The sequence below is a fragment of the Burkholderia sp. MSMB0856 genome (assembly GCF_001524645.2).
GTDB classification, from domain to species: domain Bacteria; phylum Pseudomonadota; class Gammaproteobacteria; order Burkholderiales; family Burkholderiaceae; genus Burkholderia; species Burkholderia diffusa.
This window is the reverse complement of record NZ_CP013428.1, coordinates 1,351,406-1,366,283: the sequence shown is the minus strand read 5'-3', so window position 1 is coordinate 1,366,283 and position 14,878 is coordinate 1,351,406. Positions and strand designations below refer to the sequence as shown.

Here is a 14,878-nt window from a genome sequence, read left to right as displayed (position 1 = left end):
GCGCGCGCGGCAATCCTGTTGCGATGCCTATGACGATGGACAATGAAATCCTCACCACGCCCGCGCTGATCGCGCGGGCTGCCGCGCGCCACGGCGCGCATCCGGCGATCGAGTCGGAGCACGGCCGGCTGACGTATGCGGAACTCGACGCGGCGCGTCTCGAGGCGGCGCGCGCGCTGCTCGCGAGCGGCATCGACGCGGGCGACCGGATCGCCGTATGGGCGCCGAACCTGCCGCAATGGATCGTCGCTGCGCTGGCGATCCATACCGTCGGCGCGATTCTCGTGCCGGTCAACACACGGATGAAGGGCATGGAGGTGGGCGGCATCCTGCATGACGGCGGCGCGCGGCTGCTGTTCTGCTGCGGCACCTTCCTCGGCGAATCCTATCCGGCGATGCTCGCGCCGCATCGGCCCGCGACGCTCGAACGCGTCGTCGTGTTCGACGGCGAACCGCCGTCCGGCGCGCGCGACGAAACCTGGAACGCGTTCCTCGCGCGCGGCGCGGCGGTGCCGCTCGCCGCCGTGCACGAGCGGGAGGCGCAGGTGACACCGGATACCGTGATGGACCTGATGTTCACGTCCGGCACGACCGGCCGCCCGAAGGGCGTGATGACCGCGCACGGCCAGAACCTGCGGGCCGCACAGGCGTGGGCCGCGATCACCGGCGTGCGCCAGGACGACCGCTACCTGATCGTCAATCCGTTTTTCCATACGTTCGGTTACAAGGCGGGCTGGCTCGCCGCACTGTCGAGCGGTGCGACCGTGCTGCCGCATCTCGTGTTCCAGCCCGCCGACGTCTTGCGGCGCATCGCCGACGAACGCGTGTCGGTGCTGCCCGGCCCGCCGACGCTGTATTACGCGCTGCTCGACGCGCCCGATCGTGCGACGCGCGACCTGTCGTCGCTGCGGATCGCGGTGACGGGCGCGGCCGCGATCGCGCCGAGCCTGATCGAGCGGATGCGCGCGGAGCTCGGCTTCGAGACCGTGCTGACCGGCTACGGGCTGACCGAATCGTGCGGGTTCGCGACGCTGTGCCGTCATGGCGACGACGCGGAGACGGTCGCCTTTACATCGGGCCGGCCGATGCCGGGCGTCGAGCTACGCATCGCGGGGCAGGACGGCGCGGCGCTCGGGCCGGACGAGACCGGCGAGATCTGGGTGCGCGGCTACAACGTGATGCGCGGCTATTTCAACCAGCCGGACGCGACCCGCGAAACCGTCGACGCGGACGGCTGGCTGCATACCGGCGACCTCGGCTGCGTCGACGCGAACGGCAACCTGAAGATCACCGACCGGATCAAGGACATGTTCATCGTCGGCGGCTTCAACTGCTATCCGGCCGAGATCGAGCGGCTGCTGGCCGCGCACCCGGCGATCGCGCAGGTTGCGCTGGTCGGCGTGCCCGATACGCGGCTCGGCGAAGTCGGGCATGCATATGTCGTGCTGCGTCCCGGCGCGCACACCGACGCCACCGCGCTGAACGACTGGGCGCGCAGCAACATGGCGAACTACAAGGTGCCGCGGCATTTCACGTTCGTCGAGCAACTGCCGACGAGCGCGGCCGGCAAGGTGCTGAAGTACCGGCTGCGCGCGGGCACCGAAGCGGCGGCCTGACCGCCGGCGCGCGATACGTCACCAACGGGATGAACGCATGAACGACAACGGATTTCCGCAGGGCGCGGTGCTCGTGTTCGGCGGCAGCGGCGGGATCGGGCAGGGCGTCGCGCGCGAATTCGCGTGCGCGGGCGTGCCGGTCGCGCTCGGTTATCGCAGCAAGGCCGACGTGGCCGAGCGTGTCGCGCGCGATCTGCGCGGCACGGGTGTCGCGGCCACCACGCATCGCGTGGACGTGACCGATCCCGCGCAGATCGATGCGGCGCTTGCGGCCGCGATCGACGCGCACAGTCGCGTGCATACGATCGTGTGGGCGGCCGGCCCGTTCGTGAACCAGCGCCATATCGGCGACATGACGCACGACGACTGGCGGCGCGCGATCGAGGTCGAGACGGTTGGCTTCTTCAATGCGGCGAAGGCCGTGTTGCCGCATTTGCGCGCGTCGGGCGGCGGGTCGTTCGTGACGCTCGGCTCGGCCGGGCATCTGCGCTGGCCGGATCGGGATGGATTGTCGGTCGCGCCGAAGGCGGCGAACGAGGCGCTCGTGAGGGGGCTCGCGCGCGAGGAGGGCCGTCACGAGATCCGCGCGAATTCGATTCTGGTCGGCGTGATCGAGGCCGGGATGTTTCCGGTGCTGCTCGAACAAGGACAGTTCGACCAGGCGTGGATCGACGAGACGCAGAACATGCTCGCGCTCAAGCGCTGGGGGAAGGCGCACGATATCGGCCGCGCGGCGGTGTTTCTCGCGTCGGACCACGCGAATTACATCACGGGGCAGCAGTTGAATGTGTCCGGTGGATACGGGTTGTAGCGGATGCATGGGGCCCGCTCGGGCGAGCGGGATCGTCGGCCCACATTGCATGCATCGACGCGCATGACCGGCCATCTCACCAGCGACTGGTTGCGCACGCACCGTCCTCGGTATTCACCCTGACCCGCACCGCACGATCTCGCATCCCAGACCACGCACGGCTGGCGCGAAGTCACGTCGATGAAACATTTTCTTCCGGGCGTGGCGACACACGCGCTTGCCGGCCGTCGCGACTTCGCGTCTGCCGACCGCCGCGCACGCTTGCACGGCGCGCTTCGCTCTGCCAGATGCGCTGCCTCCCGACATCGGGCACGACGCCGAAGCCCCAAAAACAGATGCGTTCCTGAAACATTTCCGTCGATTCCCTCCCGCGTAACCCCGCACGTCAGGCCGCGACGCTTGCCCCGCGCCGATCCGCGCCGCATGGCACATCCCTTGCGGTTAGGCCGGGGCTGCTCGACATAACCGCGATCGATGGCAACCACGAATCGCGGGAGCGGCACGCAACGACATCGAAATATCGGGGATCGGATCGCGCCGCGGGATGGCGGCCGGTCGTGTCGGACGCGCGATGCGTCGTATCGGCGACACGAACGGACACCGCACGTGCGATCCGTCAAACAGCAAGCTTGCTTGCAAGATGTCGTGCCGGGGGACCCGCTGCGCGTGGCGGCATGCGCTGCACGCGGCGGGTCGGCTCGCCCGGCACATGTCGGGGAGACGCCCGTGAAAACGACAGTGAACCAATGGGCAGCGCTGGTGATGGTGTTCGCGGCTGGCGCGCACGCGCAGGAAATCTACCTGCAGGGCGGCACGCAAGGCGTCGGCATCGGCGCGGCCGTGAGCTTCAACTCGGTGCTGGGCGCACACGCGGATTTCAATGCGATCAATCTGACGCATGACTTCACCGTGGCCGGCAATCGCTATCAGGACGACATCAAGCTGCGGCAAGGCGGCCTGTATGCGGACATCTTTCCATGGCGCGGCAGCGGCTTTCGCGCGACGATCGGACTGCGCTTCAACGACGACGAAATCCGCGGCGTGTCGGTGCCGACCAACGGCACCTACGTGTTCGCCGGCAAGCGCTACCCGGCGCTGCCCGGGATGTACGCGGTCGCGGAGGCGCGCTATCCGACCGTGATGCCGTATGTCGGGATCGGTTACGGGCATCGGCCGGCGTCGAAAGGGCTCGGCTTCGTCGCCGACATCGGCGTCGCATACGGAATCCCGCGCTGCTCGTACACGCTGTCGCCGGAACTCGCCGCCGCGGCCGGACCGCAGAAGAGCCAGGTCCTGGCCTCCAGCGGCCTCGACGAACTGAACCGGATGATGTCGCGGTATCGCTGGTATCCGGTGCTGCAGATCGGGATCTCGTACCGGTTCTGAGCCGGACGTGCTACTGGATGCGAATCAGCGCGGCGCTCACCGGTGCCACCTTCACGGTCACCTGCCGATTCGCCACGGCAAGCGTCTGCTGCGGCGTGCCGTTCCATGCGCCATTCAGCGCGACCGCCTGCCCGCCGAACGTGATCGGTGTCCCGCCGTTGTAAATGCCCGGATTGGCGAGCTGGGCGCCCGTTGCGTCACCTGACGAAGCGAGCGTCATCACCGTCGCGCGCGACGCCTGCGAACCGAGCGTGACGGTAACGTTTGCGGTGCTGACCGTATCCTTGTTGTTGATGATGACGTAGGTGGCGCCCTGACTGGTCGCGACCGCGAATGCGCTCACGGCCGCCGTGCTCGCGCTCAGCGTCGTATTCAGGAATTCACCTGCGCCGCCGCCCGCGAAGATTTGCGAAAAGAACAGCAGCGCGTAATAGAGCGGCTGCACGGCCGTGACTTCGCCTTGCGAATCGGCGATCGCGGTATAGCTCGCGACCGATCCGTTGTTGTGGAAATTCAGGCCGCTCGCGCCGTACTGCGCATGCGTGAAGATGAAATCGATCGCCCACAGCGCGCTCGCGAACACGTTGCTGACGCCGGCCGGCTTCGTGCTGTTGAAATACGAATTGGTCTCGTCCATCCGGAACGGCACGCCGGCCTTCTGCGCGGCGGACCGCATGTTTTGCAGGGCCGTGACGAGATTCGCATCGGGGTAGGCGAGCATCCCGGCGATCGAGGGCGCGTTTTCGTTGTAGTTGCTGATGTAGTAGTGCTCGGTCAGCAGTGCGATGTTCCTGCCCTGGCTCGCCGCGAACGACTCCGCCCAGCCCGGCGTGTCGCTGGCGGCGGCCGGCCCGCTGAACACGGCGCCGCTGACGGCGCCCGCGATCGCCTGCGCGAACTGGTTCCATCCCGCGATCGTGCCCTGGGCGACCGTGCCGCCGTTCAGGAAGATGCCGTAGGTGATTCCGGCCAGGTTCGGCGTCCTGCTGTCGCCGTATTGATCGGGCTCGTTGCCGATCTCGAACGCGAGCAACTGTCCGCCGAGCTGCTGCGACACATACAGCGCTTCGTCGGCCGCTTGCGCCGGCGATGCCACCGAGCCGCGCGCACCGGCGAAATTGATCCCGTAGATCACTTTCCATGCGGGACATTGCTTGAGGCACGCGACGAATCGCGCCACGTCGACACGCGACACCTGCCCGCGGATCTGCCCCGGCCCGTTGGGCGCCCACGTCATGCGGTCGACGCTGTTTCCGCCGATGCGCAGCACGCCGCCGCCGAGCGCGTTGAGCAGCCCGATCAGGTTCGTGTTGTCTCCGCGGAAGTAGTTGTTGTTGATGTCGGCTTTCTCGAAGCTGAGGCTCGCGAAGTGGGCATCGAGCGCGGCGGTGCCGGAGGCGGGCTGCTGCACGGCGAGCGTCAGCGAGACGCCGTCAGGGTGCGGGTCCGGCGGCGGTGCGTCGGATCCGCCGCCGCCGCATGCGGCCAGCATCGATACGGCTGCATACGCGCCGAGGCGAATGAAGTCGCGCCGGTTCATCGCCGCCGATGCCTCGTACAGGTCGGACAGCGAAAGCGGGTTTTTTGTAGTTTTCAATTTGTCATCCTCGTAGGCCGTTATTGATATTTATGAAAGACATTAAACGCCGCCTGCGTAACATACCCGTTACAAGGATCGAAGTCCATGATGCGCGTGTCGAAGTTTGTCTCGACGCTTCGCAGTGCGATTCCAGAAAACCGGCGGAAGGCCGGGGCGCTTGTCCCGACAGGGCAGACGCCATGACGCCGGGTTATCGACGACGATTCCCGGTGAGCGGGTAAATGGTTGATTTCTACGCAGAAGAAATAAGCATTCCGGCCGATTTTTTCAGGCATTCCTGACGTTTAGACCGTAAGAAAGATAATCCGCCGGACCGGTTATTCCGGCTGAGCCGAACGCATGTTGTCGGCGTTGTCGCCGATGCCCACGCGTCGTTGCGGCCACGCGTTACCGACGTCGTTTGCGGCGCCGCAGCAACGCGGCATCGTTTCGCTGTGCGTACCCGCCGCGCCACGCTCCCGCTCCCCGCCGGCTCTCGTCCCAACAGACGATGTGACGCCATCCCCGACCGGCCAGAATCCTTTCACGAACAACGGAATCTGAACCTGGAGGAGGCCGACATGATCGATGTCCGTGCGCTCGGCTACGTCGTCGTCGAGGCGACCTGCGTCGATGCGTGGCGCCGCTACGCGGAAGACGTGCTGGGCATGCAGGCGCTCGACGCACCCGACGGCGCGCTGTACCTGAAGATGGACGAGCGCGATTTCCGCTACGTGATCGTCCCCGGCGCGACCGACCGCTATTTCGCGTCGGGCTGGGAGCTGCCCGACGGCGCCGCGTTCGACGCCGCGCTCACGGCGTTGCAACGTGCGGGCGTCGAAACCGTGCGCGCCACGCGTGACGAAGCCGCGCTGCGCCGCGTGCAGGCCATGGCGTGGTGCACCGACCCGTCCGGCAATCGTCACGAGCTGTACTGGGGCGCGCGCTGCGATTTCCGCCGCTTCGTGTCGCCGCTCGGCGTCGCGCGCTTCGTCACCGGCGACATGGGGCTCGGCCACGCGGTGCTGCCCGCGCCGCAGTTCGACGCGACCGACGCATTCGTGCGCGGCGTGCTCGGCTTCGAACTGTCCGACATCTACCGCGTGAAGTTCACGCAGGACCCCGCCGAACCCGAGAAGCGCATTCACTTCATGCACTGCCGCAACGCGCGCCATCACAGCCTCGCGCTGTTCGAGATGGCCGTGCCGTCGGGTTGCGTGCACGTGATGGCCGAAGTCGACTCGATGGACGAAGTCGGCCGCGCGCTCGATCGGGTCGCCGCGCACGACGTGAAGATGTCGGCGACGCTCGGCCGGCACTGCAACGACCAGATGATCTCGTTCTACATGAAGACCCCCGGCGGCTTCGATCTCGAATACGGCTTCGGCGGCCTCACGGTCGACTGGTCTAAGCATGCGGTGTTCGAGGCCACCAAGGTGAGCCAGTGGGGCCACGATTTCAGCATCGGATACCGGTAAGCCAGCACGATGACGATGAAACCTCTCGACAAGACGATGTCCGCGCGCGACGTGGTCGCGCAACTCGCCGACGGCATGACGATCGGCATCGGCGGATGGGGGCCGCGGCGCAAGCCGATGGCGCTGGTGCGCGAGATCGCGCGCTCGAACCTGAAGGACCTGACGGTCGTCGCCTACGGCGGCGCCGACGTCGGCCTGCTGTGCGCGTCGGGCAAGGTGCGCAAGGTGGTGTTCGGCTTCGTGTCGCTGGACGTGATCCCGCTCGAACCGCATTTCCGCCGCGCCCGCGAACAGGGCCGCGTCGACGTGCTCGAACTCGACGAAGGGATGCTGCAGCTCGGCCTGCGCGCGGCCGCCGCGCGCCTGCCGTTCCTGCCGACCCGCGCCGGGCTCGGCACCGCGCTGCTCGATCACGCGCCGGAGCTGCGCACGGTCAGGTCGCCGTACGACGACGGCGAGACGCTGCTCGCGATGCCGGCGCTCGAGCTCGACGTCGCGCTGCTGCACGTGAACGCGGCCGACCGGATGGGCAACACGCGCATCGACGGCCCCGATCCGTTCTTCGACGCATGGATGGCGCGCGCCGCGCGGCGCTGCTACGTGTCGGCGGAAACGGTCGACGCGTCGCTCGCGACCGAAGACCTCGACGCCGCGAAACGCAACCCGTTCGAGCGCTCGCTCGTCACCGGCGTCGTGCCTGCGCCGGGCGGCGCGCACCCGACGTCGTGCGGGCCGGCCTACGGCTGGGACCTGCCGCACCTGCGCGCGTACTGCGCGAGCGCGGAAGACGATGCGAAGACGGCGGCGTACCTGCGCGACGTGGTCGGCCAGGACGAACGCCAGTATCTCGAAGGCGTCGGCGGCCTGCCGCATGTGACGACGCTGCCGTTGCCGATTCTGTAAAGGAGCGCCTGTGAGCGAATCTCTCGACCATTCCCTTGCGGAACTGATGATCGTCGCGTCCGCGCGACTCTGGCGCGACGACGGCGAAGTGCTGGCGACCGGCATCGGCACGGGCCCGCGGCTCGCGGCCGGCCTCGCGCGGCTCGTCTACAACAACGGGCTGATGCTGACCGACGGCGAGGCGTATCTCGTCGAAGAGCCGGTCCCGCTCGGCCCCCGTCCCGACGGCTATCGCGTGAAGGCGAGCGGCTGGATGACCTACGAACGCGTGTTCGACTGCCTGTGGCACGGCCGCCGCCACGCGCTGGTGATGCCGACGCAGATCGACCGCTTCGGCCAGGCGAACATCTCGTGGCTCGGCGACGACTACGCGCGCCCGAAGACGCAGCTGCTCGGTGCGCGCGGTTTCCCCGGCAACTCGACGAATCACGCGAATTCGTTCTTCGTCAGCGGCCACGGCAAGCGCACGTTCGTCGAAGGCGAAGTCGACATGGTCTGCACGGTCGGCTACAACCCGGCGCGCCGGCTGCCCGGCATGAAGACCTTCGTCGACCTGCGCAGCATCGTCACCGACCTGTGCGTGATGGATTTCGGCGGCCCCGACCATGCGATTCGCGTGCGTTCGCTGCATCCGGGTGTGAGCTTCGACGAGGTGCAGGATGCGACCGGCTTCCCGCTGGTTGCCGCACCGGAACTCGGCACGACGGCCGCGCCGAGCGCGGAAGACCTGCGCATCGTGCGTGCGCTCGACCCTCACAACCTGCGCGCGACGATCGTGCGCAACAATCCGGCGCCGCGCCGCGGATGAGGTCCGACATGGAAGCGACCCAGATGACGTTCGGCGACGGTGTCGTCGACTACGCGGTCGAGGACGGCATCGCGACGATCACGATGAACCGTCCCGAGTATCACAACGCGCAGAACTCGAAGATGACGTATGCGCTCGACGCGGCGTTCCGGCGCGCGTCGCACGACGACGCGGTGAAGGCGATCGTGCTCGCGGGCGCCGGCAAGCATTTCTCGGCGGGCCATGACATCGGCACGCCAGGCCGCGACATTCACGAGTCGTTCGATCGTGCGTCGCTGTGGTACGACCACGTCGACAAGGAGGGCGGCGAATTCCTCTATGCGCGCGAACAGGAGGTGTACCTCGGGATGTGCCGGCGCTGGCGCGACCTGCCGAAGCCGACCATCGCGATGGTGCACGGCGCATGCATCGCGGGTGGGCTGATGCTCGCATGGGTATGCGACCTGATCGTCGCGTCGGAGGACGCGTTCTTCGCGGATCCGGTCGTGCGGATGGGCATTCCGGGCGTCGAGTATTTCGCGCATGCGTACGAGCTGAACCCGCGCATCGCGAAGGAGTTCCTGTTCCTCGGCGAACGGATGCCGGCCGAGCGCGCGTATCAGATGGGCATGGTCAACCGCGTCGTGCCGCGCGAGCGGCTGCGCGACGCGACCTACGCGATCGCCGCGAAGATCGCGACGATGCCGCGGCTCGGCCTCGCGCTGACCAAGCAGGCACTGAACCACGTCGAGGAACTGCAGGGCAAACGCGCGGCGATGGACGCGGCCTTCGCATGGCATCACTTCGCGCATGCGCACAACGAGCTCGTCAGCGGCGACCGCCTCGGCGGCTACGACGCGCGCAAGATGGCCAGCTCGCAGCGCAGGCCGGAGCAGGCGGAAGGCGAAGGGCGGACCGATGCGGCAGCGGCCGCCGTCAACGGAGCCGCCGCATGAGCACGCCACTGCATACCCCGTTGTGCGACCTGCTCGGCTGCCGCTACCCGATCGTGCAGACCGCGATGGGCTGGGTGGCCGACGCGCGGCTCGTCGCGGCCACCGCCAACGCCGGCGGCTTCGGCTTCCTGGCCGGCGCGACGCTCGAACCGGAGCAGGTCGAGGCCGAGATCCTGAAGGTGAAGGCGCTGACCGACAAGCCGTTCGGCATCAACTTCCACATGTTTCAGAAGAACGCCGCGCAGGTGGTCGATCTCGCGATCGAGCATCGGCTGCGCGCGGTCAGTTACGGGCGCGGGCCGGATGCGAAGACGATCCGCCGCTTCAAGGACGCCGGCATCGTCTGCATGCCGACCGTCGGCGCGCCGAAGCACGCGGCGAAGGCGGTCGAGCTCGGCGCGGACATCGTGACGGTGCAGGGCGCGGAAGGCGGCGGCCATACGGGCTCGGTGCCGACCACGCTGCTGTTGCCGAAGGTGCTCGACGCGGTGCGGGTGCCGGTCGTCGCGGCCGGCGGGTTCTTCGACGGGCGCGGGCTGGCTGCCGCGCTCGCGTACGGCGCGGCCGGCATCGCGATGGGCACGCGCTTCCTGATGAGCGCCGAATCGCCGGTGCCGCGCGCGACGCTCGAGCGCTACGTCGCGGTGGGCGATCCGGCGCGGATCCGCGTGTCGGACGCGCTCGACGGGCTGCCGCAACGCATGATCGACAACCCGTATCTGCTGAAGCTCGAACGCTTCGGCCCGCTGCGCCGCACGCTGTTCGCGCTGAAGACGGCCGAAGCGTGGCGCCGTCAGAACGGGTTGCGCACGACCGACATGCTGGGCCTCGCGATCAAGGCGCTGCGCTCGCACGACTACACGGCGAGCCAGACGCTGATGGCCGCGAACGCGCCGTTCCTGATTCAGCGCGCGATCGTCGAGGGGCGGCCGGACGAGGGCGTGCTGCCCAGCGGCCAGGCAGCCGCGATGATCGGCGCGATCGAATCGTGCGACGCGCTGATCGCGCGGATCGTCGCGGAGGCCGGCGACCGGCTCGACGCGCTGGCCGCGTTGCGAGGCGCGGCGGCGGCCCACGCGGCTTGAAAGACATCACAGGGAGGCAGTGGAGATGACTACATCCAAACAACCGGGCGGCGCGATGCCGTTCCGGATCGAGCGCGCCGACGGCATCGCCGAACTGGTGATCGCCCATCCGCCCGTGAACGCACTCGATGCGCAAGGCTGGCACGCGCTCGCGCGGGCGCTCGACGCGCTCGGCGAGGACGACGACGTGCGCGTGATCGTCGTGCGCGGCGAAGGCCGCGGCTTCTGCGCGGGCGTCGACATCAAGGAGCTGGCCGCGCATCCGGAACGGATCGTGTCGGTCAACGCGGGCAACTACGAGACGTTCCGCGCGGTGCACCGCAACCCGAAGCCGGTGATCGCGGCCGTGCACGGCTTCGTGCTCGGCGGCGGGATCGGCATCTGCGGCGCGGCGGATATCGTCGTCGCGGCCGACTGCGCGCGCTTCGGCGTGCCGGAGATCGACCGTGGCGCGATGGGCGGCGGCGCACATCTGCAACGACTGTTCGGTGTGCAGAAAGTCCGCGCGATGTACTTCACCGGCGAGATGATCGACGCGGCCGAAGCGTACCGCCTCGGCGCGGTCGAGCAAGTCGTCGCGCGCGATGCGCTGCGCGACGCGGCGCTCGCGATCGCCCGCAAGATCGCGGAAAAGAGCCCGGCGATGGTGCGGCTCGCGAAGGAGGCGCTGAACGGCGTCGAGGACGGCGATCTCGAGGACAAGTACCGCTGGGAGCAGGGCTTCACGCTGCAGGCGTACATGACCAACGACTCGACGGAGGCGCGTGCCGCGTTCGTCGAGAAGCGCGACGCGCATTTCGACGCACGGACCAGCGTCGAGGAGGCTGGCGCATGAACCTGACCTATACGCCGCAACAGCAGGCGTTCCGCGCGGAAATCCGCGAATGGCTCGCCGCGCACGTGCCGCGCGAGCGGCTGCCGAGTTTCGACACCGAGGAAGGCTTCATCGCGCACCGCGAATGGGAGCGCACGCTGCATTCGGGCCGCTGGAGCATGGTCACGTGGCCGCGCGAGCTGGGCGGGCGCGGTTGCGACCTGATCGAGTGGCTGATCTTCGAGGAAGAGTACTGGCGCGCCGACGCACCGATGCGCGTGAACCAGAACGGCATCTTCCTGCTCGGCCCGACGCTGATGGATTTCGGCACGGCGGAGCAGAAGGCGCGCTTCCTGCCGGCGATGGCGGCGGGCGAGCACGTGTGGGCGCAGGGCTGGTCGGAGCCGAACGCGGGCTCGGACATGGCCGCGATCCGCACGACGGCGATCCGCATCGGCGACGAATACGTGCTCAACGGCCAGAAGATCTGGTCGACCCGCGCGGTGTGGGCCGACTGGCTGTTCGGGCTGTTCCGCAGCGATCCCGAATCGTCGCGTCACCACGGGCTCACGTTCCTGATGGTGCCGCTGTCGACGCCGGGCATCACCGTGCGCCCGATCCGCCAGCTGAACGGGCAGACGGGCTTCGCGGAAATCTTCTTCGACGACGTGCGCGTGCCGGTCGAGAACCGCCTCGCGGCCGAAGGCGCGGGCTGGCAGGTCGCGATGGCGACGGCCGGCTTCGAGCGCGGGTTGATGCTGCGATCGCCCGCCCGTTTCCAGCGCACCGCGCAGGCGCTGCGCGACCTGTATCTCGCGCACCGCGACAGCGCGGATCGCGACCCGACGCTGCGCGAACGCGTGGTCGCCGCATGGATGGACGCGCAGGCATACGCGCTGTCGACCTACGCGACCGCGAGCCGGCTGCTGAAGGGCGGCCATATCGGCGCGGAGTCGAGCACCAACAAGGTGTTCTGGTCGGAACTCGACCTGCGGATGCACCAGACCGCGCTCGACATTCTCGGCGCGCACGGCGAGGTCGTCCCGCAGACGGCCGCGCAGCACGCGACGCTCGGCCACTGGCTCGACGGCTTCCTGTTCGCGCAGGCCGGCCCGATCTACGCGGGCACCAACGAGATCCAGCGCAACATCGTCGCCGAACGGATGCTCGGCATGCCGCGCGCGTAAGCGCGCCGGCGCCAACCTCACTGAACGGACATCGTATGGATTTCGTATTCGATGAAGACCAGGAGGCGCTCGCGGACAGCGTGAAGCGCCTGCTGATGACCGAGATGACCCCGGAACTGATTCGCGAGCTGTGGGCCACGCCGACGGGCCGCTCCGACGCGCTGTGGTCGTTGTTCGCGTCGCAGGGGCTGACCGCCGTGTCGGTGCCCGAGGCGCACGGCGGTCTCGGCCTGACCGAAGTGGAATGGGCGCTGCTCGCGCAGACCTACGGCTACTTCGGCAGCCCCGAGCCGTTGCTCGACACGGCGCTCGTATCGGCCGGCGTGCTCGCGCGGCTGCCTGCCAGCGACTGGCGCGACGCGCTGCTGCGCGACATCGCCGAAGGACGCGCGCGTGTCGCGCTCGTGCATCCGGTGAACCCGTATGCGGCCGACGTGCACGTCGCGCAAGCGCTGCTGTGCGAGCACCGCGGCGAGCTGCACCGCGTGGATCCCGCTCAGTGCGCGTGGCGCGCGGTCGACAGCGTCGACCCGTCGCGGCGCCTGTTCACGCTCGACTGGGAGCCGTCGACGGCCACGCGCATCGCGAGCGCCGACGAAGCCGCGCCGCTGCTCGATCGCGCGCTCGACCACGGCGCGTTCGCGGTCGCGGCGCAACTGCTCGGCCTCACGCAGCGCGTGCTCGACGTTGCGATCGACTACAGCGCGCAGCGCAAGCAGTTCGGCAAGGCGATCGGCTCATACCAGGCGCTCAAGCATCTGCTCGCCGACGTCGCGATCCGCTACGAGTTCGCGCGGCCGGTGGTCGCGCGCGCAGCGCAGGCGATCGCCGACGATCACCCGCGGCGCGCGGTGCTGGTGTCGCACGCGAAGCTCGCGGCGACCGCCGCCGCGCAACTGGCCGCGCGCCACACGATGCAGGTGCACGGCGCGATCGGCTACACGTGGGAGCTCGACCTGCAGATCTTCATGAAGCGGATCTGGGCGCTCTCCGGCAGCTGGGGCGACAACGCATTCCACAAGGCCCGCGTGGCCGACGCGATCCTCGGCGACGCGTTGCCGATCGGCCCCGCGCAGACCTTCGACTTCGAGGAAACCCACTGATGAAACAAGCCTATATCGTCGACGCGTTACGCACGCCGACCGGCCGCCGCAAGGGCGGGCTCGCGCACGTGCATGCGGCGGACCTCGGCGGCTTCGTGCTCAAGACGCTCGTCGAGCGCAACGCGATTCCGGCCGACGAATACGACGACGTGGTATTCGGCTGCGTCGATACGATCGGCCCGCTTGCCGGCAACATCGCGCGCACCTGCTGGCTCGCGGCCGGGCTGCCGCTGCAGGTGCCGGGCGTGACGGTCGATCGCCAGTGCGGCTCGTCGCAGCAGGCCGTGCACTTCGCCGCGCAGGCCGTGATGAGCGGCGTGCAGGACGTGGTGGTCGCGGGCGGCGTGCAGACGATGACGCAGATCCCGATCTCGTCCGCGATGACGAGCGCAGCGCCGCTCGGCTTCAACGATCCGTTCTCGGGCAGCGCCGGCTGGCGCGCGCGCTTCGGCGACGCGCCGGTGTCGCAGTTCGTTGCCGCGCAGCGGATCGCCGATCACTGGAACCTGTCGCGCGACGCGATGGAGCGCTACGCGCTGGAAAGCCACCGCCGCGCGGTCGCGGCGATCGAGGCAGGCCATTTCAAGCGGGAAATCGTGCCGCTCGAAGGCGTGATGCATGACGAAACGCCGCGCCCCGACACGTCGCTCGAAAGGATGGCGACGCTCGAACCGCTGATGCCGGGCGGCTCGCTGACGGCCGCAGTCGCGAGCCAGACCTGCGATGCGGCCGCCGCGTTGCTGATCGTGTCGGAGGATGCGCTGAAGCGGTACGGGCTCACGCCGCGCGCACGCATCCATCACCTGAGCGTGCTCGGCGACGATCCGCTGTGGATGCTCACCGCGCCGATTCCGGCGACCCAGGCCGCGTTGAAGAAGAGCGGGCTCGACTGGTCGCGGATCGATGTCGTCGAGATGAACGAGGCGTTCGCGTCGGTCGCGCAGGCGTGGCTCGCGGACACGCGCTTCCCGCACGAGAAGACCAACCCGAACGGCGGCGGCATCGCGCTCGGCCACCCGCTCGGCGCGACCGGCGCGCGGCTGATGACGACGCTGCTGCACGAACTGGAACGCACCGGCGGTCGTTACGGATTGCAGACGATGTGCGAAGGCGGCGGTCTCGCGAACGTCACGATCATCGAGCGCCTGTGAGCGCGGCACTTTCACGATCTCT

The 14,878-nt window shown here is 68.6% G+C and carries 13 protein-coding genes; 12 read left to right on the top strand and 1 reads right to left on the bottom strand.

The genetic code is table 11. From position 1 onward, the window contains the following. The first annotated feature begins 29 nt into the window (after positions 1–29). The 3 genes from WS87_RS23650 (at position 30) to WS87_RS23640 (ending at position 3,813) form a co-directional block, all read left to right on the top strand. A complete protein-coding gene (locus tag WS87_RS23650; protein ID WP_059819187.1) occupies positions 30–1,616 on the top strand; it encodes a FadD3 family acyl-CoA ligase in 1,587 nt (528 codons plus the stop codon). 37 nt (positions 1,617–1,653) lie between these two features. Further along, the gene (locus WS87_RS23645; RefSeq protein ID WP_059819186.1) at positions 1,654–2,427 is read left to right on the top strand and encodes an SDR family NAD(P)-dependent oxidoreductase; all 774 of its coding nucleotides are present in this window, start codon (positions 1,654–1,656) and stop codon (positions 2,425–2,427) included. A 762-nt stretch (positions 2,428–3,189) separates the two neighbouring features. After that, positions 3,190–3,813, top strand: coding sequence for a hypothetical protein (locus tag WS87_RS23640; RefSeq protein ID WP_373557217.1), 624 nt, complete (start codon positions 3,190–3,192; stop codon positions 3,811–3,813). Between the two features lie 10 nt (positions 3,814–3,823). Here WS87_RS23640 and WS87_RS23635 read toward each other — a convergent pair whose 3' ends face one another. Next, entirely contained in the window at positions 3,824–5,410 is a 1,587-nt protein-coding gene (locus WS87_RS23635) for a hypothetical protein (RefSeq protein WP_159085703.1), read from the bottom strand. Between the two features lie 563 nt (positions 5,411–5,973). Here WS87_RS23635 and WS87_RS23630 point away from each other — a divergent pair. Genes WS87_RS23630 through WS87_RS23590 form a run of 9 tightly spaced genes read left to right on the top strand, consistent with a single transcriptional unit; the run spans position 5,974 to position 14,856 of the window. Next, positions 5,974–6,870: a VOC family protein gene (locus tag WS87_RS23630; protein WP_059819183.1), complete on the top strand. Its 897-nt coding sequence runs from the start codon at positions 5,974–5,976 to the stop codon at positions 6,868–6,870. Positions 6,871–6,879: 9 nt separating this feature from the next. Further along, complete coding sequence (locus WS87_RS23625; protein ID WP_059819182.1) at positions 6,880–7,773, top strand: CoA transferase subunit A; 894 nt, start codon at positions 6,880–6,882, stop codon at positions 7,771–7,773. A 10-nt stretch (positions 7,774–7,783) separates the two neighbouring features. Then, complete coding sequence (locus WS87_RS23620) at positions 7,784–8,581, top strand: CoA-transferase subunit beta (RefSeq protein ID WP_059819181.1); 798 nt, start codon at positions 7,784–7,786, stop codon at positions 8,579–8,581. 8 nt (positions 8,582–8,589) lie between these two features. After that, positions 8,590–9,516, top strand: a complete 927-nt coding sequence (locus tag WS87_RS23615) for an enoyl-CoA hydratase (RefSeq protein ID WP_059691345.1) — start codon at positions 8,590–8,592, stop codon at positions 9,514–9,516. Further along, a complete protein-coding gene (locus WS87_RS23610; protein ID WP_059819180.1) occupies positions 9,513–10,601 on the top strand; it encodes an NAD(P)H-dependent flavin oxidoreductase in 1,089 nt (362 codons plus the stop codon). Before WS87_RS23615 ends, WS87_RS23610 begins: the two co-directional genes overlap by 4 nt. 25 nt (positions 10,602–10,626) lie before the next feature. Continuing rightward, complete coding sequence (locus WS87_RS23605; protein ID WP_059819179.1) at positions 10,627–11,436, top strand: enoyl-CoA hydratase family protein; 810 nt, start codon at positions 10,627–10,629, stop codon at positions 11,434–11,436. Then, positions 11,433–12,602, top strand: coding sequence for an acyl-CoA dehydrogenase family protein (locus WS87_RS23600; protein ID WP_059691343.1), 1,170 nt, complete (start codon positions 11,433–11,435; stop codon positions 12,600–12,602). The genes WS87_RS23605 and WS87_RS23600 overlap by 4 nt, the downstream gene beginning before the upstream one ends. 35 nt (positions 12,603–12,637) lie before the next feature. Continuing rightward, positions 12,638–13,705: an acyl-CoA dehydrogenase family protein gene (locus WS87_RS23595; protein WP_059819178.1), complete on the top strand. Its 1,068-nt coding sequence runs from the start codon at positions 12,638–12,640 to the stop codon at positions 13,703–13,705. Beyond that, on the top strand, positions 13,705–14,856 hold the full coding sequence (locus WS87_RS23590; protein WP_059819177.1) for an acetyl-CoA C-acetyltransferase: 1,152 nt from the start codon (positions 13,705–13,707) through the stop codon (positions 14,854–14,856). The genes WS87_RS23595 and WS87_RS23590 overlap by 1 nt, the downstream gene beginning before the upstream one ends. The last annotated feature ends 22 nt before the right edge of the window (positions 14,857–14,878 follow it).

Coding starts and splice junctions, on each gene's coding strand:
- WS87_RS23625 (WP_059819182.1), top strand. CDS start 6,880: ATGACGATGAAACCTCTCGACAAGACGATGTCCGCGCGCGACGTGGTC.
- WS87_RS23605 (WP_059819179.1), top strand. CDS start 10,627: ATGACTACATCCAAACAACCGGGCGGCGCGATGCCGTTCCGGATCGAG.
- WS87_RS23645 (WP_059819186.1), top strand. CDS start 1,654: ATGAACGACAACGGATTTCCGCAGGGCGCGGTGCTCGTGTTCGGCGGC.
- WS87_RS23630 (WP_059819183.1), top strand. CDS start 5,974: ATGATCGATGTCCGTGCGCTCGGCTACGTCGTCGTCGAGGCGACCTGC.
- WS87_RS23615 (WP_059691345.1), top strand. CDS start 8,590: ATGGAAGCGACCCAGATGACGTTCGGCGACGGTGTCGTCGACTACGCG.
- WS87_RS23610 (WP_059819180.1), top strand. CDS start 9,513: ATGAGCACGCCACTGCATACCCCGTTGTGCGACCTGCTCGGCTGCCGC.
- WS87_RS23650 (WP_059819187.1), top strand. CDS start 30: ATGACGATGGACAATGAAATCCTCACCACGCCCGCGCTGATCGCGCGG.
- WS87_RS23600 (WP_059691343.1), top strand. CDS start 11,433: ATGAACCTGACCTATACGCCGCAACAGCAGGCGTTCCGCGCGGAAATC.
- WS87_RS23595 (WP_059819178.1), top strand. CDS start 12,638: ATGGATTTCGTATTCGATGAAGACCAGGAGGCGCTCGCGGACAGCGTG.
- WS87_RS23590 (WP_059819177.1), top strand. CDS start 13,705: ATGAAACAAGCCTATATCGTCGACGCGTTACGCACGCCGACCGGCCGC.
- WS87_RS23640 (WP_373557217.1), top strand. CDS start 3,190: ATGGTGTTCGCGGCTGGCGCGCACGCGCAGGAAATCTACCTGCAGGGC.